The sequence below is a fragment of the Clostridium sp. C8 genome, from assembly GCF_001010885.1.
GTDB classification, from domain to species: Bacteria; Bacillota; Clostridia; order Clostridiales; family Clostridiaceae; genus Clostridium; species Clostridium sartagoforme.
In genome coordinates, this window is record NZ_LBMX01000012.1 from 74,136 (window position 1) to 100,026 (window position 25,891).

18 protein-coding genes and 1 pseudogene are annotated in these 25,891 nt (G+C 30.1%); 17 read left to right on the forward strand and 2 right to left on the reverse strand.

Annotated elements, in window-relative coordinates:
- Nucleotides 1–11 precede the first annotated feature (11 nt).
- From AAT22_RS02130 to AAT22_RS02175, 10 genes are all read left to right on the forward strand, one after another.
- The gene (locus tag AAT22_RS02130; protein WP_016205744.1) at nt 12–371 is read left to right on the forward strand and encodes a metalloregulator ArsR/SmtB family transcription factor; all 360 of its coding nucleotides are present in this window, start codon (nt 12–14) and stop codon (nt 369–371) included.
- A 16-nt stretch (nt 372–387) separates the two neighbouring features.
- Nucleotides 388–2,625: a heavy metal translocating P-type ATPase gene (locus AAT22_RS02135; protein ID WP_016205743.1), complete on the forward strand. Its 2,238-nt coding sequence runs from the start codon at nt 388–390 to the stop codon at nt 2,623–2,625.
- 427 nt (nt 2,626–3,052) lie between these two features.
- A complete protein-coding gene (locus AAT22_RS02140; protein ID WP_047000077.1) occupies nt 3,053–3,694 on the forward strand; it encodes a redox-sensing transcriptional repressor Rex in 642 nt (213 codons plus the stop codon).
- A 248-nt stretch (nt 3,695–3,942) separates the two neighbouring features.
- Nucleotides 3,943–4,725, forward strand: coding sequence for a short-chain-enoyl-CoA hydratase (locus tag AAT22_RS02145; protein ID WP_047000078.1), 783 nt, complete (start codon nt 3,943–3,945; stop codon nt 4,723–4,725).
- Nucleotides 4,726–4,803: 78 nt separating this feature from the next.
- Nucleotides 4,804–5,943, forward strand: coding sequence for an acyl-CoA dehydrogenase (locus AAT22_RS02150; protein WP_047000079.1), 1,140 nt, complete (start codon nt 4,804–4,806; stop codon nt 5,941–5,943).
- 17 nt (nt 5,944–5,960) lie between these two features.
- On the forward strand, nt 5,961–6,740 hold the full coding sequence (locus AAT22_RS02155; protein WP_016205739.1) for an electron transfer flavoprotein subunit beta/FixA family protein: 780 nt from the start codon (nt 5,961–5,963) through the stop codon (nt 6,738–6,740).
- 21 nt (nt 6,741–6,761) lie between these two features.
- On the forward strand, nt 6,762–7,766 hold the full coding sequence (locus tag AAT22_RS02160) for an electron transfer flavoprotein subunit alpha/FixB family protein (protein WP_047000080.1): 1,005 nt from the start codon (nt 6,762–6,764) through the stop codon (nt 7,764–7,766).
- Nucleotides 7,767–7,792: 26 nt separating this feature from the next.
- Complete coding sequence (locus AAT22_RS02165) at nt 7,793–8,635, forward strand: 3-hydroxybutyryl-CoA dehydrogenase (RefSeq protein WP_016205737.1); 843 nt, start codon at nt 7,793–7,795, stop codon at nt 8,633–8,635.
- A 324-nt stretch (nt 8,636–8,959) separates the two neighbouring features.
- Nucleotides 8,960–9,901, forward strand: coding sequence for a DNA glycosylase (locus tag AAT22_RS02170; RefSeq protein WP_047000081.1), 942 nt, complete (start codon nt 8,960–8,962; stop codon nt 9,899–9,901).
- Between the two features lie 510 nt (nt 9,902–10,411).
- Nucleotides 10,412–11,365, forward strand: a complete 954-nt coding sequence (locus AAT22_RS02175; protein WP_047000082.1) for a BadF/BadG/BcrA/BcrD ATPase family protein — start codon at nt 10,412–10,414, stop codon at nt 11,363–11,365.
- A 204-nt stretch (nt 11,366–11,569) separates the two neighbouring features.
- On the opposite strand, the gene AAT22_RS02180 is transcribed toward AAT22_RS02175, so the two are convergent.
- Together AAT22_RS02180 and AAT22_RS02185 are read right to left on the reverse strand one after the other, a co-directional pair.
- Complete coding sequence (locus AAT22_RS02180; RefSeq protein ID WP_242849775.1) at nt 11,570–12,427, reverse strand: IS3 family transposase; 858 nt, start codon at nt 12,425–12,427, stop codon at nt 11,570–11,572.
- Entirely contained in the window at nt 12,424–12,807 is a 384-nt protein-coding gene (locus tag AAT22_RS02185) for a transposase (RefSeq protein WP_047000083.1), read from the reverse strand. Before AAT22_RS02185 ends, AAT22_RS02180 begins: the two co-directional genes overlap by 4 nt.
- A gap of 90 nt (nt 12,808–12,897) precedes the next feature.
- Between AAT22_RS02185 and AAT22_RS02190 the strand changes: the two are divergent.
- The 7 genes and pseudogenes from AAT22_RS02190 to AAT22_RS02220 all read left to right on the forward strand — a co-directional run.
- Nucleotides 12,898–13,161: pseudogene (locus tag AAT22_RS02190) on the forward strand (amidohydrolase family protein); the annotation flags it as partial.
- Nucleotides 13,161–13,685: a hypothetical protein gene (locus AAT22_RS02195; RefSeq protein ID WP_047000085.1), complete on the forward strand. Its 525-nt coding sequence runs from the start codon at nt 13,161–13,163 to the stop codon at nt 13,683–13,685. The pseudogene AAT22_RS02190 and the gene AAT22_RS02195, both read left to right, overlap by 1 nt.
- 407 nt (nt 13,686–14,092) lie before the next feature.
- Nucleotides 14,093–20,875: a discoidin domain-containing protein gene (locus tag AAT22_RS02200; RefSeq protein WP_052953886.1), complete on the forward strand. Its 6,783-nt coding sequence runs from the start codon at nt 14,093–14,095 to the stop codon at nt 20,873–20,875.
- A 257-nt stretch (nt 20,876–21,132) separates the two neighbouring features.
- A complete protein-coding gene (locus tag AAT22_RS02205; RefSeq protein WP_047000086.1) occupies nt 21,133–21,861 on the forward strand; it encodes a GntR family transcriptional regulator in 729 nt (242 codons plus the stop codon).
- Between the two features lie 63 nt (nt 21,862–21,924).
- A complete protein-coding gene (locus tag AAT22_RS02210) occupies nt 21,925–23,088 on the forward strand; it encodes an SIS domain-containing protein (protein WP_047000087.1) in 1,164 nt (387 codons plus the stop codon).
- 94 nt (nt 23,089–23,182) lie between these two features.
- On the forward strand, nt 23,183–24,040 hold the full coding sequence (locus AAT22_RS02215; RefSeq protein ID WP_047000088.1) for a tagatose bisphosphate family class II aldolase: 858 nt from the start codon (nt 23,183–23,185) through the stop codon (nt 24,038–24,040).
- A gap of 191 nt (nt 24,041–24,231) precedes the next feature.
- Entirely contained in the window at nt 24,232–25,560 is a 1,329-nt protein-coding gene (locus AAT22_RS02220; RefSeq protein WP_047000089.1) for a class II D-tagatose-bisphosphate aldolase, non-catalytic subunit, read from the forward strand.
- Nucleotides 25,561–25,891: the final 331 nt, after the last annotated feature.

The window sequence follows — 25,891 nt, forward strand, 5'->3', positions numbered from 1 at the left end:
AGGAGGATATTATGGAAGAAAATAGATTAGAAAGTTGTAATTGTACAATAATTCATAAAGATGTTGTTGAGAAAGTAAAAGAATCTATACCAAATGAGGAAAGTTTATATGATTTAGCTGATTTATTCAAAGCTTTTAGTGATTCTACAAGAATAAAAATATTATGTGCCTTGTTTCAAGAAGAGTTATGTGTATGTGATTTAGCAGCATTATTAAGTATGACACAATCAGCAATTTCACATCAACTAAGAGTATTAAAATCAAATAGATTAGTTAAGTTTAGAAGAGACGGAAAAGTTATATATTATTCATTGGCAGATGATCATGTTAAGCATATATTTGATGAAGGGTTTAAGCATATTATAGAATAAGAAAGTGGTGAAAAGTATGAGTAGTAATGAAGTAAAACTAATTTTATCAGGGTTAGATTGTGCAAATTGTGCAAATAAAATAGAAACAAAAGTGAATAACTTAGATGGTATTAATGAAGCTACTTTAAATTTTGCAACATCTACTTTAATTATAGAGCTAAATGGAACAATAGAAAGAGAAGATGCAATTAAAGAAATAAAATCTATAGTAAATAAATTAGAGCCAGGTGTTAAAGTATTTGATAAGGATGAAAATAGAGCAATTAACAAAGAAGATGTTAAGAAGTGTACAAGTGAGTCTTGTTGTAAACCGGAAAATGATATTGATAAAGAAAGTCATAACCATAATGAAAAACATTCACACAGTCATTCACATGAACACTCCCATGGACATTCACATGATCATTCTCATGGGAATGCAGTAGGTCTAAAAGAAAATATTAGATTGATAATAGGGGTTGCAATTTATGTACTTGCTATAATTTTCAAAGAAGAATATCCTATATCAATAATTCTTTTTGCTAGCAGTTATGTTTTAATTGGAGGAGATGTAGTTTTAACTGCTTTTAGGAATATATTAAGAGGGGAAGTTTTTGATGAAAACTTTCTAATGACAGTAGCAACTTTAGGAGCATTTTTTGTAGGAGAGTTTCCAGAAGGAGTAGCTGTTATGTTATTCTATCAAATAGGAGAGATATTCCAATCATATGCAGTTAATAAGTCAAGAAAATCAATTACTTCACTTATGGATATAAGAGCTGACTATGCTAATCTAATAAAGAATGGCAAGGAAGAAAAAGTTAATCCAGAAATAGTAAATATAGATGATTTAATAGTAATAAAGCCAGGGGAAAGAGTACCATTAGATGGTATTGTAATAGAAGGAATAAGCTTTGTTGACACATCAGCACTTACAGGAGAATCAGTGCCAAGAGAAGTTTTAGTAGGAGAAGATATTTTAGCAGGCTTTATAAACACTAATGGTGTCTTAAAGGTAAAAGTTACTAAAAGCTTTAAAGAATCAACAGTTTCTAGAATACTAGAGTTAGTAGAAAATGCTTCTAATAAGAAGGCACCTACTGAGAAATTTATTACTAGATTTGCTAGAGTATATACTCCAATAGTTGTATTTTCAGCATTAGCATTAGCAATAATACCTCCTTTATTAATTAAAGATGCAAATTTCTATGATTGGATTTATAGAGCATTAATATTCTTAGTAGTATCTTGTCCATGTGCATTAGTAGTTTCAATTCCTCTTGGATTATTTGCAGGAATTGGTGGTGCATCTAGAAAAGGTATATTAGTTAAAGGTGGAAATTATTTAGAAGCACTTAAAGATGTTAATACTGTTGTTTTTGATAAAACAGGAACATTAACTAAGGGTGTATTCAAGGTAACAGAAATAAATAATGTTGATATATCTAAAGAAGAATTAATAAAGGTTGCAGCTATTTCAGAAAGTTTATCAAATCATCCAATAGCACAATCTATTATAAGAGAATATGGAAAAGAAATAGATTCACAAAAGTTAAGTAATTATGAAGAAGTATCAGGATATGGAATTAAAGCATATATAGATTCTTTAGATGTACTAGTGGGAAACTACAAACTAATGGAAAAGTATAATATAAAATATAATAATGTAAATTCAATTGGGACAATAGTTCATGTAGCAATAAATAATGAATATAAGGGTAATATAGTAATTTCAGATGAGATAAAAGAAGGTTCTAAATCAGCAATAGAAGGATTGAAGAGCATTGGTGTATCTCAAACAGTTATGTTAACTGGAGATAATAAGTCAGTAGGAGAAAAAGTAGCAGCATTAGTAGGTGTTGATAAAGTATTTGCTGAATTATTACCAGGAGACAAAGTTGAAAAGGTGGAGGAGTTAATTAAAAATAACTCAACTAAAGGAAAAGTCATATTTGTAGGTGATGGAATAAATGATGCACCAGTTTTAGCAAGAGCTGATATTGGAGTTGCTATGGGTGGTATAGGCTCAGATGCAGCTATCGAAGCAGCAGATGTAGTACTAATGAAAGATGATCCTGAAGCGTTAGTTACATCAATTAAAGTAGCAAGAAAAACAAACAAGGTTTTATGGCAAAATATAATCTTTTCATTAGGAGTAAAACTTCTTGTATTAATTTTAAGTGCTTTTGGAATGGCAAATATGTGGGAAGCGGTATTTGCAGATGTTGGAGTTACTGTAATTGCGGTAATAAATTCAACAAGATGTCTAAAATAAACAAAATTTCATAGGTAAACTTTTTTTATTGACAAATTTCATCATATTAAATATAATAAACTAGGTTGAGAACTTTTTAGGCAAAGGGAAGCATACAAGATCATTATCTTGTTTACAAAGTACGTAGAAGCTTTGTATAAATTAAATAGACTTATGTATAACGGATCTGCTACGTTATACATAAGTCTTATTTTTTATTATTTTATAATAAAATTAAAAAACAATAAAAATATGGAATTATAATAAAAAACATATTAAAATGGAGATAATAAAATATAAAGTAAGATAATATTATAAGTTTATAAGTTTCTTTAACATATGGTGGAATATGTTTTAAATTTTTAATAATAGTGGTAAAATAACTATTGTAAATAAGAATAGTATTATTTTAATATATAATAATAAAGAGGATTAGGAGAAGATTGTTATGGATAAGAAAAAGAATATTTCTATGGCTGTGATAAAAAGATTGCCAAAATATCATAGATATTTACAAGAATTATTAAGAAATGATGTTGATAGAATATCTTCAAAAGAATTAGGTGAGAAAATAGGTTTTACTGCATCTCAGATAAGACAAGATTTAAACTGTTTTGGTGATTTTGGGCAACAAGGATATGGGTATAACGTAAAAGATTTATATAATCAAATCAGCTTAATTTTAGGTTTGAATAAAGAATATAAAGGGATAATAGTAGGTGCAGGTAATATAGGGCAAGCGATAGCTAACTATAGTAGATTTTCTCAAATAGGATTAAATATTGAGGCCATTTTTGATGCAAATCCCAAATTAATAGGAATGAGAATAAGAGATATTGAGATAGAAGATATAGATGTGTTAAAAGATTATCTAAAGGATAATAAAATTGATATAGGTATAATTTGTGTTCCAAGAATAAATGCACAAAAGGTAAGTGACATATTAGTAGAAAATGGTGTTACAGGTATATGGAACTTTGCACCTGTAGATTTATTAGTACCAGAGGAAGTGACAGTTGAAAACGTTCATTTATCGGAAAGTTTACTAACATTGATATATTTACTGCATGATAAGGATGAAAGTAAGTAATTACATTTTTTATTTGGATTAAATTACAAATAGTTATTGCAAAAGGAAATTTAACAGTTTATAATAATAATTGAAGCAAATGCTTCAATTATTTTTTAATTTAGATTGTTATAAGATTAACAAATTGTTGATTTATGATACACACTAAAGTAAAAATAATTACTTATAAATTTAGAAATATTCAGATAATAATCGTTTTTATTAAACAAATTTAATATAAGATAAGCAAGATAAAGGAGGATTTTATTGTGGAATTAAAAAATATAATTCTTGAAAAAGAAGGAAATCTAGCTATAGTTACTATTAATAGACCTAAAGCACTAAATGCATTAAATTCAGAAACTTTAAAGGATTTAGATTTAGTTTTAGAAAACTTAGAATCTGATAAAAATATCTATTGTGTAGTGTTAACTGGGGCAGGAGAAAAAGCTTTTGTTGCTGGAGCTGATATTTCAGAAATGAAAGATCTATCAGAGGAAGAAGGAAAAGAATTTGGCCTTTTAGGAAACAAAGTTTTCAGAAGATTAGAAAAATTGGACAAACCTGTTATTGCAGCAATATCAGGATTTGCACTTGGTGGTGGATGTGAATTAGCTATGGCTTGTGATATAAGAATAGCTTCAGAGAGAGCAAGATTTGCTCAACCAGAGGCAGGTCTTGGAATAACACCTGGTTTTGGTGGAACTCAAAGATTACCAAGACTAGTTGGAGAAGGAAAAGCTAAAGAACTTATTTATACATGTGCAATGGTAAAAGCAGATGAAGCTCTTAGAATAGGATTAGTTAATAAAGTTGTTCCACTAGAAAGCTTAATGGATGAAGCAAGAGCTATGGCAAACCTAATAATAGCAAATGCTCCAATAGCAGTTAAACTTTGTAAGGATGCTATAAATAGAGGAATGCAAGTTGATATGGATAGTGCTATTGTAATAGAAGCAGAAGACTTTGGAAAATGCTTCTCTACAGAAGACCAAAAAGAAGGAATGACAGCATTTATAGAAAAGAGAAATAAAAACTTCTTAAATAAATAAAAAAATAACTATAACTAACTTACAATATTTAAAAGATAATATAAGTAAAAAGGGTGCAATATCGAGGAGGTATAATAAATGAATTTTCAATTAACTAGAGAACAAGAATTAGTAAGACAAATGGTTAGAGAATTCGCTGTGAATGAAGTAAAACCAATTGCTGCTGAAATTGATGAAACAGAAAGATTCCCTATGGAAAATGTTGAGAAGATGGCTAAGGTAGGAATGTTAGGAATTCCATTTGCTAAAGAATATGGTGGAGCTGGTGGAGATACACTTTCTTATATTTTAGCAGTAGAAGAATTATCAAAGGTTTGTGGAACTACAGGTGTTATATTATCTGCTCACACTTCTCTTTGTGCTTCATTAATAGATCAATTTGGAAATAAAGATCAAAAAGAAAGATATTTATCAGACCTTGCAACAGGTAAAAAACTTGGAGCATTTGGATTAACAGAGCCTGGAGCAGGTACAGATGCAGCTGGACAACAAACTGTTGCAGTATTAGATGGAGATCATTATATATTAAATGGATCAAAAATATTTATAACTAATGGTGGAGTAGCAGAAACATTCATAATATTTGCTATGACTGATAAGAGTAAGGGAACAAAAGGAATTTCAGCTTTTATAGTTGAAAAAGCTTTTGAAGGTTTCTCAATAGGTAAAAAAGAAGATAAGCTTGGAATTAGAGCATCTTCAACAACTGAATTAGTTATGAGTAACTGTAGAGTTCCAAAGGAAAATTTAATTGGGCAAGAAGGTAAGGGTTTTGGTATAGCTATGAAAACTCTAGATGGAGGAAGAATAGGTATAGCAGCGCAAGCATTAGGAATTGCAGAAGGTGCTTTTGAAGAAGCAGTTAATTATATGAAAGAAAGAAAACAATTTGGAAGACCATTAGCAGCTTTCCAAGGATTACAATGGATGATAGCAGAAATGGATACAAAGATTGAAGCAGCAAGACATTTAGTTTATAAAGCAGCTTTCTTAAAAGATGCAAAACTTCCATATTCAGTAGATGCAGCAAGAGCTAAGCTTTATGCAGCAGAAGTAGCTATGGATGTAACAACTAAGGCTGTTCAAATATTTGGTGGATATGGATATACTAAAGAATATCCAGTTGAAAGAATGATGAGAGATGCTAAGATAACTGAAATATACGAAGGAACTTCAGAAGTTCAAAAAATGGTTATTTCAGGAAACGCTTTAAGATAATAGGGGAGGATTTATAAATGAATATAGTAGTTTGTTTAAAACAAGTTCCAGATACAACAGCTGTTAAAATTGATCCAAAAACAGGAACTCTTATAAGAGATGGTGTACCATCAATAATAAATCCAGAAGATAAGCATGCATTAGAAGCAGCTTTGACTTTAAAGGATAACGTAGGAGGAAAGGTTACAGTAGTAAGTATGGGGCCTCCTCAAGCACAAAATGCGTTAAGAGAAGCATTATGTATGGGAGCTGATGAAGCTATACTTATAACAGATAGAGCTTTTGCAGGAGCTGATACATTAGCAACTTCAAAAACTTTAGCTGGAGCAATAAAAAAATTAGAGTATGACATAGTTTTCGCAGGAAGACAAGCTATAGACGGAGATACTGCTCAAGTTGGACCAGAAATTGCAGAACATTTAGATATACCTCAAGTAACATATGTTCAAGATGTTAAGGTAGAAGAAGATGGATTATTAGTAAATAGAGCTTTAGAAGATGGATATGAGTTAATAAAAGTTAACACACCAGTTCTTTTAACAGCTATAAAAGAATTAAATAAACCAAGATATATGAATGTTAAATATATATTTGAAACAGCTAAAAAGGAAATACAAATTTGGTCAGCAGATGACTTAGAAGTGAATAAAGAAGAGTTAGGTCTTAAAGGTTCACCAACAAAAGTTAAAAAATCAATGACTAAAGAAGCTAAAGGTGCTGGAGAAATAATAAATGAAATCCCACAAGAAGCTGCAAAATATGTATTAGGAAAATTAAAGGAAAAGCACTATATCTAAGATATATGGGAGGTAAAAAAGATGAGTATGGCAGATTACAGAGGCGTTTGGGTATTTGCTGAGCAAAGAGAAGGGGAACTTCAAAAAGTTTCTTTAGAATTACTTGGTGAAGGAAGAAAAATTGCTGACAAATTAGGAGTAAAATTAACAGCATTAATATTAGGAGATAATATTAATCATTTAGCAGATACATTAGGAAGACACGGAGCAGATGAAGTTATAGTTGCAGAAAATGAATTATTAAAACACTATACAACTGATGGTTATACAAAGGTTATTTGTGACTTAGCAAATGAAAGAAAACCAGGAATTTTATTTATAGGTGCAACTTTCATAGGAAGAGACTTAGGACCAAGAGTAGCTGCAAGATTATCAACAGGATTAACAGCTGATTGTACAGTTTTAGATGTTGATGTTGAAAAAGCTGACTTATTAGCTACAAGACCAGCATTTGGTGGTAACTTAATGGCTACAATAGCTTGCCCTGATCATAGACCTCAAATGGCTACAGTAAGACCAGGAGTTTTCTCAAAGCTTGCTGATGAAGATAGAAACTTTACTGTAGAAAAAGTAGAAGTTAAATTACAAGATTCAGATATAAGAACAAAAATAGTTGAAATAGTAAAAGAAGCAAAAGATATTGTTGACATAAGTGAAGCTAACTTTATTGTATCAGGTGGTAGAGGAGTAGGTTCAAAAGAAAACTTTGCTATTTTAAAAGAATTAGCAGATGCACTAGGTGGAACAGTAGCAGGTTCAAGAGCTGCTGTAGAAAATGAATGGATAGAAAGAGATTATCAAGTTGGTCAAACAGGTAAAACAGTAAGACCTACTATATATATAGCTTGTGGTATTTCAGGAGCAATACAACACGTTGCTGGTATGCAAGATTCAGATTTAATAATAGCTATAAATAAAGATGCATCAGCTCCAATAATGAAAGCAGCTGATTATGCAATAGTCGGAGACTTATTAAAAGTTGTACCAGAAATGACAGCTCAAGTAAAAGCACTTAAGGAAAATTAAAGAAAGAAAGTGGGAGGGTTTTGAAGATGGAAAAGATTTTTGTAATAGGCGCAGGTACTATGGGAGCAGGAATAGTTCAAGCTTTTGCTCAAAAGGGATATGAAGTAATAGTTAGAGATATAAAAGATGAATTTGTTGAAAGAGGAATAAACGGAATCAACAAAGGATTAACTAAGTTAGTTGCTAAAGGAAAAATGAGCGAAGAAGATAAGGAAGCTATACTTTCAAGAATAACTGGAACTACAGATTTAGCTCTTGCTGAAGATTGCGATTTAGTAATAGAAGCTGCAGTTGAAAATATGCAAATCAAAAAGCAAATATTTGCTGAATTAGATGGAATTTGTAAAGAATCTACTATATTAGCTTCTAATACATCATCTTTATCAATAACAGAAGTTGCATCAGCAACAAAGAGAGCTGATAAAGTTATAGGTATGCATTTCTTTAATCCAGCACCTATAATGAAGTTAGTAGAAGTAATTAGAGGAATAGCAACTTCTCAAGAAACTTTTGATGCTGTTAAGGAATTATCAGTAGCAATAGGTAAGGAACCAGTAGAAGTAGCTGAAGCTCCAGGATTTGTTGTTAACAGAATACTTATCCCTATGATCAATGAAGCTACTTTTATCCTTCAAGAAGGAATAGCATCAGTTGAAGATATAGATACATCAATGAAATATGGCGCAAATCATCCAATGGGACCTTTAGCATTAGGAGATCTTATAGGATTGGATGTATGCTTAGCTATTATGGATGTTTTATACAATGAAACAGGAGATAGCAAATACAGAGCAAGTAGTCTTTTAAGAAAATACGTTAGAGCTGGATATCTTGGAAGAAAAACTGGAAGAGGATTCTATAATTACTAAGATTACATTATAAAAATATAATTTTATTTGTTGATGCTTATAAAGATAGAGAAGTTTGTTTAATTTCTCTATCTTTATTTATATACAATTAAATATTAGGTAGATTATTTAAATATTTAATAATCTATTTAAATTATATAGATTATTATTAAGTATTAATTATCCATTTTTTATTAATAATATGATATAATTTATAAAGATAAAAATTATTAATATTTAGTTAGACTTTTAGGGGAAAGGATAACTGACTTAGAATAGTTTTTTTATATCTCGGGGATAAATAATATATTAAGGATATATTAATTACATGTATGAGGTGAAAAAATGGATTTCAAAAATACAATATTTGAAGATAACAAGGTAATAATACAAGGCTTAAAGAACTTTAACATAAAGCAGATATTAGAGTGTGGGCAATGTTTTAGATGGGAAAAAATAAGTGATAACAATTATATTATTATTGCGTATAGAAGAGTTATAGAGGTAATACAAAATAATGATGAAGTTGTTATACTAAATTCAAATGAAGAAGATTTTAAGAATATATGGAAGAATTATTTTGACCTAGAAAGAAATTATGATGAAATAAAAAATGTTCTTGCAAAAGATGAAATACTTAGAAAAAGTGTTGAATTTGGATATGGAATTAGAATTCTAAATCAAGATCCATTTGAAATTCTTATAAGTTTTATAATATCTGCAAGAAACAGTATTCCTTCAATAAAGAAAACTGTTAAGAAGATATGTGAAAAATGGGGAGATAAAGTAGAGTATAAGGGGAATGAATATTATTCTTTTCCAACTCCAAACTTCATTAAAAATGCAACTTTAGAAGAAATTCAAGAAACAGGTGCATCATTTAGAAGTAAGTACATAGTTGATACAATTAAAAAAGTAAATGAAGCCATAGAAGTTAAAGAAGATATGAAAGTAAGTCCTAGTAAGTATGAAGAAAGACCAGAAATATTAGATTTTGATTTAGAATATATTAAGTCATTAAGTGATGATGAATGTCATATAGCTCTACAAAAATTTATGGGAGTAGGAGCTAAAGTAGCTGATTGTATAATGCTATTTTCAATGGCAAAACATTCATCCTTCCCAGTAGACGTATGGGTCAAAAGAGCTATGATTCATTTTTATGTAGCACCAGATGTATCTTTAAATAAGATGAGAATATTTGCAAGAGATAAATTTGGAGCATTATCAGGAATGGCTCAGCAATATTTGTTCTATTACGCGAGAGAAAATAAAATTGAAGTTTAAATTTATATAGTTCACAGCGCACAGTTCACAGTTGTTTTGTTTTGCGAAGCAAAATTTTTAGTTTGCAGTTCACAAGGCACAGTGCACAGTTGTTTTATTTTTTTAGGTAACAGGGAACAAGTATCAGGTAACAAGTACTAGATGTAAACTATAATTAAAAATTAAGAAACATCTACTTCAAGGTAAGCTTAGGGACAGTAGTTAGTTTTGTGTAGCAAAATAACCTTAATTTTTTCATTCTTTCATTTATAAATTGCTTTGCAATTTATATCATAACCTGTTCCCTGTTACTTTATTCCAAAAACTGTGAACTGTGAACTGTGCGCTGTGAACTGAAAAATGCTTCGCATTTTATAACTATTGGAATTTAATAATAATAAATATATAATTAAATTGATAAGTTTTAATATAAAATATAAAGTAAGAAATGTAGATTATAGATAATAAGGGGCGTAATAATACATTTAATATGCTTAATCAAATAATATAAATATTGTAGGGGGAAAAACAATGTATTATTTAGGAATTGATGGTGGAGGCACTAAAACAAAATACCTATTAGTAAATGAGGGTTTACAAAAGGTATGTGAAAGGGAAGGATCAACTATACACATTCATCAAGTTGGGGTAGAAGGAATAAAAAGTCAACTTAAGGAAAACATTTCAAAGATATGTGAAGAAGTAAACATATCTACAAAAGATATAGCTTATGCTTTTGCAGGAGTACCAGGCTATGGCGAAAGTTTAGATGATATGGTAAAAATTGATGAAGCAATAAAAGAAGTTATGGAGGTACCATATTCAATTGATAATGATGCTGTAAATGGATGGGCTGGAGGAACTGCTTGTAAGCCAGGAGTAAATGTAGTGGCAGGTACAGGAAGTATAGCTTATGGAAGAAATGCAGAAGGAAAGCTTGCAAGGTGTGGTGGCTTTGGACCAGGAATAGGTGATGATGGAAGTGCTTACTGGATTGCTTTAAGAACTATTAATGAATATACAAAGCAAAAAGATGGAAGAAGTGAAAAAACAGTTTTAGTTGATATATTAGAAAAGGAATATAACATATCATATAAATATGAAATAGTTGATATTGCATTTAACAGATTAAAGTTCAATAGAACAGAGCTGGCTAAATTCTCAACAATATGCTTTTTAGCAGCAGAAGCAGGCTGTTTAGCTTGCAAAAAAATATTTAAAGATGCGGCAAGGGCTATATTTGAGCATATATATGCTATATCAAAGGAACTGAATTTCAACGAAGAATTTGTTGTTTCATATACTGGTGGAGTTTTTAAAGCAGGTAAGCATGTTTTAGAGCCACTAAATGAAATGATAAAGGAATCTGGATTAAAGTGTTACTTGCAAGAGCCTGAACTTGATCCTTGGAATGGATCTGTTTTATTAGCATATACTTTAGCTGGTAATACTGTACCTGATAATGTAAAAGAAATATTAAAATAAGAGTATAAGATATAGGTAACACACAGTTTTTTCAGTTAAGAATTCACAGTGCACAGTTCACAGTTTTTTCTAGTTTACAGTGCACTGTGAACTGTGAACTGTGAACTAAAAAAGAGGACTGCTAGTAAATAGCAAGTGAACTTGTCAATATAAAGTAGACATTTAAAAAAAGAGGTATAAATTAGAGATAATTTATATCTCTTTTTATGTAAATCCATAATATTGTCTATATTCTTTAGGTGAAAGATATCCAAGCGCATACGCTGGTCGGTCATTATTATAATACCTAACAAATTCTTGAAGAAATTTACTTATATCTGAATATTCATTGATGTCATAATCACTAGCTATTTCACTCTTAATCCATCCATTTATAGATTCAATTATTGGATTATCAGTGGGAGTTCCTACTCGAGACATAGAACGTTTTATGTTATAATTAAATAGATCTTTATTATAAGGTCGTGATGAATAGACAGCTCCCTGATCGGTGTGCAAAACTGTGGGAGTTGTTTTTTGTTTTGTAAGTAATTTTAAATCATTAAGACACTCATAGTAAGTTCTAATATCTCCAGGACGTCCTGAAATATGACTTGAAATAATAGAATTATCAAATGTATCCAAGATATATGTCCATTCATAATTTTTCCCACGATGCTTAAGCATTGTCATATCAGACACTACTATTTGAAGTGGTTCTTTAGCATTCCATTTACCCGAAACTATATTTTTAAAACGGACATTTTCATGGCCGGGTTTACAGTATTTATATTTTTTTCTTGCAGTTGATCGAATAGCTGCATTCTTGCAGCATTTATGTGCTAAATTATCAGAAAACATCCAGCCTGTATTTTTACGTATCAAATGAGCTAATCTATGATACCCATATGAGGGATGTTTCTCATGTTCTTCATTCAATAAATTAGTAAGCATTCTTCTATTCAGTTGATATATATTTTCTTTATTAAGTCTGTTTTTCCATTTATAATAACCTGATCTATTAACATTCATTATTTTACAAAGAAATGTAATAGGATAATTATTATTTAATTCATAAATCACTTGGAATTCAAGTCTTTTGTAGTAATGAGTTCCTTGTTTGCACCAACTCCTTTCACTATATAACCTTTTTTTAAGCGTTCTATATCAACTTCAAGTTGTGCGACTTGAAGTTGAAGTCGTTTTATCTCTGGCAAATCCTTGCTTCTATGAAGCGCGGCGAAAGCATTTCCTCGCTTTCCTGTTTTAGAAATCAAACCTTCAATTCCTTCATTTTCATAGTTTTTAATCCATTGATGAAGCATACTATCTGTAACTTTTTCTTCTTTAGCTAGCTGTGTTCTTGATATTTCACCTTCGAAATATCGTTTAACTATTCTTTCCTTCTCCTCAGGAGTCCACCTTTTATTTTTTCCACCTTTAGGCCTTCCTACTTTATTCATAATTACACCTCCGATAATTTAATTATATGCAAAAATAGACATTATAAAAATTTTACTTTTTATAATGTCTATTTTCATTTTACAAGTTCAGAAGATGGAAGTGCACACTTAGTAGGCACAAAGGGATTAGCAGGTTCTACATTGAAGATGAATGATGGACTCAGGATATTAGTTGAAGATGCAATGGTACCGTTTAACTATGCTATCAATGCATGTACTATAAATCCTGCTAAGTGTTTAGGTGTTGATAAACGCAAGGGAAGGATAGGAGTTGGATATGACAGCGATTTGGTTATTCTTAACAATGACTATTCGGTGCATCAAACATATTGCTTAGGAAAGGCGATGTTATAGTGAAAAAGAATATTGTAAATCTATCAGGGAACAATATATATTTAGACCTTTATGGAGATGCTGTTTATTATAATATTTTTAATAAAAATGGATATATAATATCAAAGCAAATGGAACAAAAATTCAAGATATTTTACTATAGATATTCAATTATATTTATTTTTATGGTACTAATGGGAGATTATTTTAAATCCTTACAAAATACATTTTTAATTGGAATTGTAGTTACAGTTTTAGTAGAGATATACTTTAGGACTATCTTCTTAAATAAATTAAAGGTCATAAAGAATTTCAAAAGAGAGCGTAAAACTTCAAAATTGGAAAGTATAGTTAATAGTAAGGAAAAAGAAAAAATAGTAATGAAAGCATGTGCATATGCTTTGTTAAGTGTTCTTCTAATTTTAAATGCAATACAACAAAACTTTAACGCATTATTTTTGACTTTAAGTATATTAGGAGCAGTATATAGCATTTATATAGGAATCATTAATATTATTGCTTTTAGAAGAATAAAAAAATTATAATTTACTGATTTCATGAAGTTAATTTAATAAAATGGAAATTTTTAAGGTTTAAAAATTTCCATTTTATTCATAATGTAAATATAGTTTTTAATAAATTATATAAATAAAAAAATTCAACCAAACTGGTAATGACGACATTATCAGTTTAGGTTTCTATAATTTTGAAGGGGGTGATGCTATTTTAAATAAAGAATAAAAAATTAAGAAAATATATGATTTACATTTCTACTCTACAGAAAAAAACCAATAAGATCCTTTCTTTAATAGTAAATGATTTTAATTTACTAAAGTTAAGAACCTAAAGATAAAGCAGTTAAAATACATAAGAATAAATGATAAGGGTATATACATAAGATTAATTTTACTAGTAAGTATAAATTAAAATAAATAGAAATTTAGGGGGAATTATGAGAAGAAAAATAATAATAGCAAGATTAACTGCACTTGCTTTAACCGCAGCGTTTACATCAAGTCTTACAATTCAGACAACATCTGCTTATGCTTATTCAATAACAACTAATTCTAATGAAGAAGGCCAATTTATTCAATCACTAGTAAATGACTACAGTGAAATAGGAGGGGTTGAAAGCTATACTCAATCAGAAAATAAAGTTATTTTTCAAATGACTACTGGAGAGAAGGTTAGAGTATCCTTCCTAGAAAATGATATATTCAGAATATATATGGATCCAGAAGGTAATTTTCAAGAAGATCCAATTCCAAATTCAAAGGATCATATAACAAAAATTATTGATAGAACAGAGGATGAATATAACAAAGTAGCTCCAACAGTAGAAAATGGTAGCATAATAAAAGTCTCTACTGATACTATTGAACTAAGAATAGAAAAAGAAACTGGTAAAATGGAACTTTTCAATAAGATAACAAATAAAACAATTTGGAAAGAGGCAGAACCATTAAAATATAAATCTAACGAAACTATTCAAACTTTAGAAACTAATGATGATGAATATTTTTATGGTGGCGGACAACAAAATGGACGTTTTTCACATAAGGGGAAAACTATAAACATAAAAAATGAAAATAACTGGGTAGATGGAGGAGTTTCAAGCCCAACACCATTTTATTTTTCAACAAATGGATATGGGGTTATGCGTCATACATTTAAACCAGGGCAATATGCTTTTGACTCAACCGAAAAGGGAAAAGTTATTACAAAGCATGAAGAAAAACGATTTGATGCTTATTATTTTGTGGACGATACTCCAACAAAGATTATTAATAAATTTACAGATTTAACTGGTAAACCAATATTATTACCAGAGTATGCATTTTATATAGGTCATGCCAATGCCTATGCTCGAGATTGGATCAATGATGCAACAGGACAAGAATCACAAACTCAAAAGCCAGGGTTTGATCGTCAAGAAACTTTAGCGGTAGACGCTGTAAAAGTAATAGATGAGCATGTTAATAATGATATGCCTATTGGATGGTTTTTACCAAATGACGGTTATGGTGCTGGATATGGGCGAGCAGATACTATTGATGGAAATATAGATCTCTTAAAGCAGTTTGTTGATTACTCAAGGAGTAAAGGTATACAAGTGGGGCTTTGGACACAAAGTGATTTAAAACCAACTGGTAGTGGACCAGCTTATCTTCAACGTGATATAGATAAAGAAGTTGGAGTTGCAGGAACTAATGCAGTTAAAACAGACGTTGCATGGGTAGGAGCTGGATATTCATTTGCTCTTAATGCCGTAAGACAAGCAGCGGAAGGAATAGAAAATAACTCTAAGGATGGTGCAAGATCTTTTGTTGTATCATTAGATGGATGGGCTGGTACTCAACGTTACGCAGGTATATGGTCTGGGGACCAATATGGCGGTAATTGGGAATATATTCGTTTCCATATTCCAACTTATATAGGATCAGGATTATCAGGACAGCCTAACGTAGGATCAGATATAGATGGAATATTTGGCGGAAATAATTTGATTCAAACTCGTGATATTCAATGGAAGGCATTTACACCAATAGAAATAGATATGGATGGTTGGGGAAGTAATCCTAAAAAGCCTTATATATTTGGAGAACCTTATACTTCAATTAACCGTATGTATTTAAAATTGAAAGCAGAAATGATGCCATATAATTATACAATAGCGAATGAAGCAACTACTGAAGGAACTCCAATGATACGTGCTATGATGTTAGAATATCCTAACGCATATACCTATGGAACAAACACCCAATATCAATATATGTGGGGACCAAATTTATTGGTAGCACCTGTATATCAAAATACTGCAGCTGACTCAAAAGGAAATGATATACGTAATGATATATATCTTCCAGATGAAGATCAAATATGGATTGATTACTTTACAGGTAAACAATATAGAGGTGGAGGAGTATTAAATAACTTTGATGCACCTATGTGGAAACTTCCTTTGTTTGTAAAAAATGGTGCTATTATTCCTATGAATAATGAAAATAATACTCCAGATACAATAGATGATTCACAAAGGAAAATTGAAGTATATCCAAGTGGAGACACTAACTTTGAGATTTATGAAGATGATGGACTAACTACCGACTATAAAGAAGGAAAATCAGCAACAACAATGATAACTTCATCTGCTCCTAAAACAGGAAAAGGAAAAGCTGTAATTAAAGCAGGAGTATTAAATGGGGACTATGAAGGAATTGTTACAGAGAGGTCAACAGAATTTATAGTAAATGTTAGTGAAAAACCAACAGATTTATCATTAAATGTTGGAAGTGAAAAGGTTCAATTAACAGAGGCAAAATCATTAGAAGAATTTGAAAATGGAACAAATGTATATTTCTATGATGCAAGTCCAAATCTTAATAAATATTCTACTGAAGGCTCAGAGTTTGAAAATATAGAAATTACTACAGCTCCTAAGCTTTATGTAAAATCAGAAAAAACTAACGTAAAAGTAAACGAAGTTGAATTAACAATTAATGATTTTATAAATACTCAAGAGATATCTAAGAATGAAGTTAATACAGACTTAAGTGTTCCTGCAAACTTTACTGCACCAGAAGAATCAATAACTCCAAATTCTATTACTTTAAACTGGGATAAAGTAGAAAATGCAGAAACTTATGAAATTGAAATTGATGGTATTGTGTATAAAAATATAACATCAAATCAATATATCCATAATAACTTAAATTTTGATACTGAGTATAACTATCGTATACGTAGTATAAATAAAGATGGTTATTCACCTTGGAGTGAAAATTTAGTAGTTAGAACAGCTTTAGATCCATATCGTAATGTTCCTAATGGAATGACAGTTAAGTGGACGGACGGGCACTATAGTAGTGATGTACCTGCTAACGCTGTAGATGGTAATGATACTTCTCAATTCCATTCAGCAGGAAATGCAATAGATAAACCATTTATAATTGATATGCAAAAAGCTTATCAAATTGAAAAACTAGATTTATTATTTAGAGCTAGTGGAAATGGTTCTGTAAAACGTGCAGAAATATACAGTAGTATAGATGGAGTAAACTATCAAAAGGTATTTACAAATGCAGCAAATTCAGGAAATGCAGCATGGACTACTGATGGACAAGTAAAAACTATAAACTTTAGTTCTCCAATAAAAGCTCGTTACTTTAAGATTGTAACAAAGGAATCTGTTGGTAACTTCCTGGCTATGAGAGAATTCCGTCCATATAAGGTAGATGGAACTAACGGACAAGTTGTTGGTGACTGGAATAATGGCGGAACAATAGAAGAGGGAGATTTGACATTCCTTCAAAACTATACAGGGTTATCATCTGTAGATGCTGATTGGGATTATGTTTCAATGGCAGATTTAAACTTTAACAATGTTATTGATGCTTATGATATTAGCTATGTTGCAAGTAAGTTAGAAGGCGGTGTAATACCAACTGATGGAGTAAAAGTTGCTGGAGAGGTTATGCTAGTTCCAAGCAAAACAAGTATTTCAGCAAATGAAATATTTACTGTTGATGTTGTAGGTACTGGATTATCAGATGTTAATGCGTTCAGTATAGAAATACCTTTAGAAGCAAATGAATATGAGTTTGTTAAAACAGAAACTACAGTAGTAACAACTTCTATGAGGAATTTATCAAAGATTAGAATGCATAGCAATAATAAACAAGACCTTTATGTTGTATTTACAAATGTAGGTGATAATATCAAGGTTAATGGAACGGAGACAATTGCAAGAATTACTTTGAAAGCAAAAAGTGATATAAACTTTGCTTTAGCACCAACTAATGCCTTAGTAGTTGACAGTAACTTAAATTCTAAAAATGCAATTGCTAATATTACTAATCCAGATTCTCCATTACCAGAAGGACAAAATTCATTAGTGAAGATTGGAAAAGAAAGTATTACTGTAACTGGTGATGAATCACAGTTACAAACAGGAATGAGATTAAGTAAATTGATTGATGGAACTACAAGTAGTGATGATTCTTCTCGTATGGATTTAAAGTGGGTATATACTCCAGATCAAGTGGATAAAGGTAAGCTTCCATTTGAAATGACATTTACTTTTAATGAGCCAAAGAAGTTTAGTAATTTCACAATTTACAACCGTACAGGTAGTGCTGCAGCATTAAAAAAGGTGAAAGCAGTAGGTTATCTAAATGGTGTAGCAACTGATTTAGGTGAAAAAGTTAATTCCACAAGTGCAGTTGCAAAAACTATATATGAATTAAATAACCAAGTATTTGATAAGATTGTAATTACAGCTTTAGAATCTTTTAAAGATATAAATACCTTAGCAATCAATGAAATAGAATTCTATGAACAAAAGCTTCAAACTCCATCATCAATAGAATTTTTAGAAAATACTCCAAACAATATATATGTAAATAAGCTAACACCAGTATTTGCAAAAGTATTACCTGAAAGTGCAAATAATTTAAACTATAGACTTACTTCAGCAAATGAAGAAATAGTAAAGGTTATCCGTATAGATAATGATAATTCAGTAACTTATTATCTAAGAGGAATTAAGTCAGGCACTACAAAAGTAATGGCTACAACTGCTGATGGACAGTTAAGTGTAGAACATGAAATTACAGTAGTTGATGGATTTGATAAATCAAAGCTAGTTGAGGCTATTGAAAGTGCTAAGGCATATGAAAAACTTAATGAAATTTATACAGAGGAAACTTATTCGACTTTACTAGAAGCTATTAAAAATGCTGAAGAAGTATTAGAAAATGCAAAGAGTGAAGCGGAATTAAGCGCTCCAATTATATCAATAAGAACAGCAATAAATGCATTAAGAGAGCGTAATACAGTTGATGAAGATAAAATAGACTTTAATAAATTAGAAGCTATATATGCAACTACAGAAGCTGATAGTGATTTAAAAGGAAATGCTATAGATGGAGATGAAAATACAATATGGCATTCAGGATATCAAGCTAGTGATAAGTTACCAGTTTCAATTATAGTTAAGTTAGACAAAGCTTATAATCTTAATCAGATAGATTATATGCCAAGACAAAATAGTAAAAATGGTCATGTGACTGAATATTCAATTGAAGTTAGTTTAGATAACCAAAATTGGGAAGCAGTTAGAACTGGTACATTTAAGGAAGCAAGTGATGGTTCAGGCTTAGAAAATAAAGGATATAATCCAATACGATTCAATACAACTAAAGCTCAATATGTTAAATTTACTGCGTTAAAAACTCTAGGTGATACTCGTGATAAGTATGCTAGCATAGCTGAACTTAGATTCTATGGACAAATAGCTCCTATAGCGGCAGAAAACATTACTTTAGAGAATACTGAGTTAAATATTAGTGGAAACACTACTCAAAAGCTAATTCCTGTTTTAGATCCGATTGATAGCACAGATGTTATAGTTTGGGCTTCTGCTGATAATAATATTGCAACAGTAGATGAAAGTGGCAATGTTACTGCAGTTGAAGTAGGTACAACAACTATTACAGCTACTATACCAAATGGCAAAAAAGTAGTAGCAACTGTGACTGTAATACTTAATAAAGAGGAGCTAGATTTAGAGGTTTCAGAATCAGAGAAGATTATTAATGAAGAAGGCTCAGAAGCTAAATATTCTAGAAACTCTTGGAATACATTTAAAGAAGCTTATGATGCTGCATTAGCCTTAGGAGAAGGCTCAACTCAAAATGAAGTTAATAAAGCTAAGGCAAACTTAGAAGTAGCAAGAGAAGCCTTAGCGGTAAGAACAAATAAAGAAGCCTTACAGATTAAATTAGAGGAAGCAAATAAATTAATATTAGAAACAAGTAAATACTCAAAAGCATCACTTAAGGCATTAAAATCTGCTATTGAAGAGGCAAATTCAGTTTTAGCTAATGAAGCTGCTACAGAAGAAGACTTTTCAGTATCAAATAAGGAACTTGTAGAGGCAGTTGAAGAATTATTTGATATAAGTGAAATAAATATTGCATTAAAAAATGCTAATGATGTAGTAGAAAATCAATATACAGAAGCTTCATATAATGAATTCTTAAATGCAAAATATGCACTTGAAGAGTTATTATTAAAAGATGATGTAGAGGCTGAAGTTTTAGAAAATGCTAAGTTAAATCTTCAAAACAAGATAAATCAACTAGTTAAGGTTGCAGATAAATCAAATTTAACTAAAAAGATTGATGAAGCAGAAGCTTTAATAGAAAAAGACTATACAGTTGAAAGCTTTAAAGCTCTTAAAGCCGCTCTTAATTCAGCTAAGGAAATATTATCAGATAAAGTAGCAACTCAACAACAAGTAGATGAAGCACTTTCAATATTAGAAGATTCTATAGAGCACTTAGTTAAAGCCGATGAAGAAAAACCTGTAGAGCCTGGAAAAGTAGATAAATCTAATTTAGAAGAAATAATAAATAAGGCTAAGGGTTTAAATAAAGAAAAATATACAAAAGAAACTTGGGATAAATTACAGGAAGTTTTAAGCAAAGCAAATGAAGTACTAAATAATAAGGACGCTAATGAAGAAGATGTAAATTCAGCTATAAGCAATCTAGATGATGCTATAAACAAGTTGAAAAAAGTTGAAGATAATACTAATACCGATAAGGGCAAGGAGAATACACAAAATGACAACTTACCAAGTACTGGTGGAAGTTCACCTATGGCTTTAGGATTATTTGCAACGTTGATGTCAATTGCTGGAGTAGTAACTATAAAAAGAAAAAATAAATAATTAAAAATTTTATAGGAATAGTAGGTAGATTTAGTTTTAAACATATCTATCTACTATTTCTACAAATCTACATATATTTAAATATAAGAATAAGAGTGTTGACATAGGTAAGAGTATAATTTACAATGAAATCTGAATAAAGGTCATAATCTTATTTGAATTTAAATAATAAAATATGCATCTTAATGCTTCTTTTATTTAAGAATTATGATATAATTTAAATATAAATATGGTAATATAAAAAATGGGGGGATTTAATGACTACTGTAGATAAAACCTCTAGAACGCCATTATACCTACAACTTATGAATATTCTAATAGATATAATAGAAAATACTTTAGAAGAAAATGAACAAATACTTTCAGAAAGAGAAATTTGTGAAATTTATGATGTAAGTAGGACAACTGTTAGACAGGCGATGGATGAGCTTGAAAAAGAGGGATATATATACAAGGTACATGGAAAAGGTACTTTTGTATCACCAAGAAGAATGAATCAAGATTTAATTTCTTTTTATTCATTTACAGAAGAAATGAAAAAGCTCGGCAAAAAACCTAAATCAGAAGTTACTGGTTTTGAAATTATTCAAGCCGGTGATAAGATAAGTTCTATATTTAGAATAAGTAGTGAAGATTTACTTTATAAAATATCCAGAATACGAATGGCAGATGGAATTCATATGTTATATGAAACAACATATCTTCCTTTTAATAGATTTAAAGGTATTACAAGAGAGAAATTAGAAGAAAAGCCAATGTATGATGTATTAATAAAAGAATTTAATGCAAGGTTAACATCAGCAGAGGAGTTCTTTCAACCTATATTAACTAATAAATTGGAAAGTATCTATTTGGATATTAAAGAAGGATCACCAAGTTTGAAAATCGAAAGATTGACCTATGAAAATGAATCTGTGATAGAGTACACTGTTAGTGTAGCTAGAGGAGATAAATTTAAATATAGAGTAAAATTAAATAATAATTAAAATAAAAAAATTTTTTTAGGATTACTGGTAATGATGACATTAACAGATGCAGGAGGTATTAAAATGATTTTTGGAATGAATAAAGAAAAAATGGAAGGCTTAGGGGCAGTTCATACTGTCTCAGAAATAAGACAGCAACCTATGCTATGGCAAGAAACCTACAATATAGTAAAAGAAAATGAAGAGAAAATAAAGAACTTTTTAAACAGAGGTTTAAAGGAAAATACCAGAATAATTTTGACTGGAGCAGGGACTTCAGACTATGTTGGAGATACAATTTATACGTATTTAGCAAAGAAATTAAATTTAAGAGTGGAAGCTATTGCTTCAACTGACTTAGTATCAAATCCAGAAGAGTTCATAGAAGAAAATGTACCAACAATTTTAGTTTCTTACGCAAGATCTGGAAATAGTCCAGAAAGCGTTGGAGCATTTAATTTATTTAAAGATAATGTAAAAGATATATCACAACTGGTAATTACATGTAATTCCGAAGGAGAACTTGCTAAAAAGGCTTCCATAAGTGATAGAGATCTTTGTGTATTAATGCCAGAAGCTTCAAATGATAAAAGTTTTGCTATGACAAGTTCTTTTAGTTGCATGTTATTAGCATCATTATTAATATTTGATATTAATAATTTAGAGGAAAATAAGAAATATGTTGATATAGTTATTAATCAAGGAAATTCAATTTTAGATACTAAATGGGAAGATATAAAAGAATTAACAGAATTAAATTCATCAAGAGTAGTTTATCTAGGATCAGGCGCACTAAAAGGATTATGCCAAGAAATGGCTTTGAAAAATTTAGAACTTACAAGTGGGAAAGTAGTAAGTGTCTGTGAATCTGTATTAGGATTCAGACATGGTCCAAAATCAATAATTAATGATGAAACTTTAGTTATATTTATGAATTCTACCAATAAATACACTAATCTTTATGATATGGATCTTATAAAAGAAATAAATGGTGATTCAGGGAATCATAAATTGGCGGTAATAAGTTATGAAAGAAATGAAGAGTTAAAGGATGTCTGTGATAAATATATAGGAATAGACGGACAAACAATTCCAGAAGTATATACAGTATTTAATTATATGTTATTTGGACAAATTTTTGGATTATTTAATTCAATTAGATTAGGAATTTCACCAGACAATCCAAGACCAGATGGAACAGTTAATAGAGTTGTTAAGGGAGTAGTTATTCATAAATACAATAAATAAGTTTATATGAAAGCTTTAGTTAAAGTTAACAAAAGAAAAATAATTTTTATATATTGTAAAAATCAAAAAATTTCACTAAGAGGAGTTGAAGTAAATGATGAAAATATTATCAACAAGAGAAATGTTAAAAAAGGCTCAAAGAGAAGGGTATGCTGTACCAGCATTTAATATTCATAACCTAGAAACATTACAAGTAGTGGTAGAAACAGCAGCAGAATTACAATCACCAGTAATTTTAGCAGGAACACCATCAACAATAGATTACGCAGGTGGAGAATACATTGTGGCAATGGCTCAAGTTGCAGCCCAAAAACACAATATTCCAATAGCTATACACTTAGATCACTTTGAAGATGTAGAAGAAATAAAGCATTATGTAAATATGGGCTTTAACTCAACTATGATAGATGCATCACACTCATCATATGAAGATAATATAAAAACTGTTAAAGAAGTAGTAGAATATGCACATAAGTATGATGCAACAGTAGAAGCGGAGCTTGGAAGATTAGGCGGCCAAGAAGATGATTTAGTAGTAGATGAAAAAGATGCAATGTACACTAATCCACAACAAGCAAAGGAATTTGTTGAAAAAACAGGAATAGATTCATTAGCAATAGCAATAGGAACAGCTCATGGATTATATAAAGGCGAAGCAAAGCTTGATTTTGATAGATTAAAGGAAATAAGAGATATGGTAGATGTTCCACTAGTATTACATGGAGCATCAGATGTACCAGATGAGTTAGTTAAAAAAGCAATTTCTCTTGGAATATGCAAGGTTAATGTAGCAACAGATTTAAAAATACCATTCTCTGATGCAGTAAAGAAATTCTTTAATGAACATCCAGATGCTAATGATCCTAGAAAGTATATGACACCTGGAAAAGAAGCTATGAAAAAGATAGTTGAGCATAAGATAATGGTTTGCGGAAGTAATGGTAAGGCTTAATTAAATAAGTCGTTTATTAGTAATTATACAGTAAGTGTATAATTAGTTGTTAATTGGTATATATAAATTGCAGTAAAATTGAGAGAAAATAATATTAAAGCACCTGCTAAAATATTATTTTCTTTCATATATAAATGAAGTTTTAGGGATATAAATAATCCTTAAATATATAAATAATAAGGGGTGAAGAAATGATACATCCAATGAAGGATATCGTTAATAGATATAAAAATGGTGAAAATGTAGGAATATTTTCTGTATGTTGCTCTAATAATTATGTAATAGAAGCAAGTATGGAAAAGCTTTTAAATAAAAATATACCGCTTTTAGTAGAAGCAACAGCAAATCAAGTTGACCAATTTGGTGGATACACTGGAATGAAACCAAAAGATTATGTAGAGTATATTTATAAAATAGCAGAAAGAATAGGATTTCCAAAAGAAAGAATAATTTTAGGAGGAGATCATTTAGGACCATTAACCTGGAAAAATATAGATCCAAGTGAAGCTATGGAAAATGCTAAAAGTTTAATAAGAGAATATGTTTTAGCAGGATTCACCAAAATTCATATAGATACAAGTATGCCACTAAAAGGAGATATTGAAAGTGGTAAATTTGGAGATGCATTAATAGCTGATAGAGCATCAGTGCTATGTAAAATTGCAGAAGAAGCATACTTAGAGCTAAAAGAAGAAAACAAAAATGCTCTTCATCCAGTTTATATTATAGGTAGTGAAGTTCCGATACCAGGAGGAGCACAAGTTGAAGAAGAAGAAGGCCCAAAGGTTACTAGCGTAGAAGGTTTTAAGACTACAGTAGAAACATTCAAATCTGCATTTGAAAGCTATGGGGTAGGAGATGCTTGGGAATATGTAATAGGTGTTGTAGTACAACCAGGTGTTGAGTTTAGCAGTGATGAAGTGTGGAATTATAACAGAGAAGAAGCTAAAGAATTAATAAATGGATTAAAAGATTATCCACAATTAATATTTGAAGCACATTCAACTGATTATCAAACACCTAAAGCTCTAAAACAAATGGTTGAAGATGGGTTTATAATATTAAAAGTTGGACCAGCCTTAACATTTGGCTTTAGAGAAGGTATATTTGCATTAAATCTTATTGAAAATGAAATATTAAAATACGATTCAAATGCAGAATTATCTAATTTTATGGAAATATTAGATTTTAGTATGGTAAAGAATCCAAAAGATTGGGTACATCACTATTCAGGTACAGGAGAAAAAGTAAAAATAGAAAGAAAATATAGCTTATCTGATAGAGCGAGATATTATATGCCTAAAGATGAAGTTAACTTTGCTTTAGAAAAGCTTATGAGTAATTTAGAAGGAATGGAAATTCCGATAACAGTTATAAGTCAATTTATGCATGAACAATATAAAAAGGTTAGAGAAGGATTATTAAAGCCAAATGCTAAGGAATTATTAAAAGATAGAATTGGTGAATATTTAGATGACTATATATATGCCATTGAAGCTAATTGTGAAACAACCTTATAGAGAACAGTTCACAAGGTATAATTCACAGTTATTTTATAGGTAAAAGGGAACAAGTAGCAGGTAACAGGTTGTGATATAAAATTATAAATCAATTTATAAATGAAAGAATGAAAAAATCCTTTAATGATTTTTTCATTCTTAATTTTAAATTTATAACTTGTTCCCTGTTCTCTGATACCTGTTCCTTTATCCAAAAAACTATGAACTGTGAATTGTACACTGTAAACTGAATAAAATTGCTTCGCATTTTATATTTTCAGAATATTTAGAATAAAACAACTTGGGATAAATTAACTGATATAATAATATAGGGGATAAATAGGTTAAATTT

Coding starts and splice junctions, on each gene's coding strand:
- AAT22_RS02160 (WP_047000080.1), top strand. CDS start 6,762: ATGAGTATGGCAGATTACAGAGGCGTTTGGGTATTTGCTGAGCAAAGA.
- AAT22_RS02150 (WP_047000079.1), top strand. CDS start 4,804: ATGAATTTTCAATTAACTAGAGAACAAGAATTAGTAAGACAAATGGTT.
- AAT22_RS02185 (WP_047000083.1), bottom strand. CDS start 12,807: ATGAATAAAGTAGGAAGGCCTAAAGGTGGAAAAAATAAAAGGTGGACT.
- AAT22_RS02210 (WP_047000087.1), top strand. CDS start 21,925: ATGATTTTTGGAATGAATAAAGAAAAAATGGAAGGCTTAGGGGCAGTT.
- AAT22_RS02205 (WP_047000086.1), top strand. CDS start 21,133: ATGACTACTGTAGATAAAACCTCTAGAACGCCATTATACCTACAACTT.
- AAT22_RS02170 (WP_047000081.1), top strand. CDS start 8,960: ATGGATTTCAAAAATACAATATTTGAAGATAACAAGGTAATAATACAA.
- AAT22_RS02130 (WP_016205744.1), top strand. CDS start 12: ATGGAAGAAAATAGATTAGAAAGTTGTAATTGTACAATAATTCATAAA.
- AAT22_RS02175 (WP_047000082.1), top strand. CDS start 10,412: ATGTATTATTTAGGAATTGATGGTGGAGGCACTAAAACAAAATACCTA.
- AAT22_RS02135 (WP_016205743.1), top strand. CDS start 388: ATGAGTAGTAATGAAGTAAAACTAATTTTATCAGGGTTAGATTGTGCA.
- AAT22_RS02165 (WP_016205737.1), top strand. CDS start 7,793: ATGGAAAAGATTTTTGTAATAGGCGCAGGTACTATGGGAGCAGGAATA.
- AAT22_RS02220 (WP_047000089.1), top strand. CDS start 24,232: ATGATACATCCAATGAAGGATATCGTTAATAGATATAAAAATGGTGAA.
- AAT22_RS02140 (WP_047000077.1), top strand. CDS start 3,053: ATGGATAAGAAAAAGAATATTTCTATGGCTGTGATAAAAAGATTGCCA.
- AAT22_RS02215 (WP_047000088.1), top strand. CDS start 23,183: ATGATGAAAATATTATCAACAAGAGAAATGTTAAAAAAGGCTCAAAGA.
- AAT22_RS02155 (WP_016205739.1), top strand. CDS start 5,961: ATGAATATAGTAGTTTGTTTAAAACAAGTTCCAGATACAACAGCTGTT.
- AAT22_RS02200 (WP_052953886.1), top strand. CDS start 14,093: ATGAGAAGAAAAATAATAATAGCAAGATTAACTGCACTTGCTTTAACC.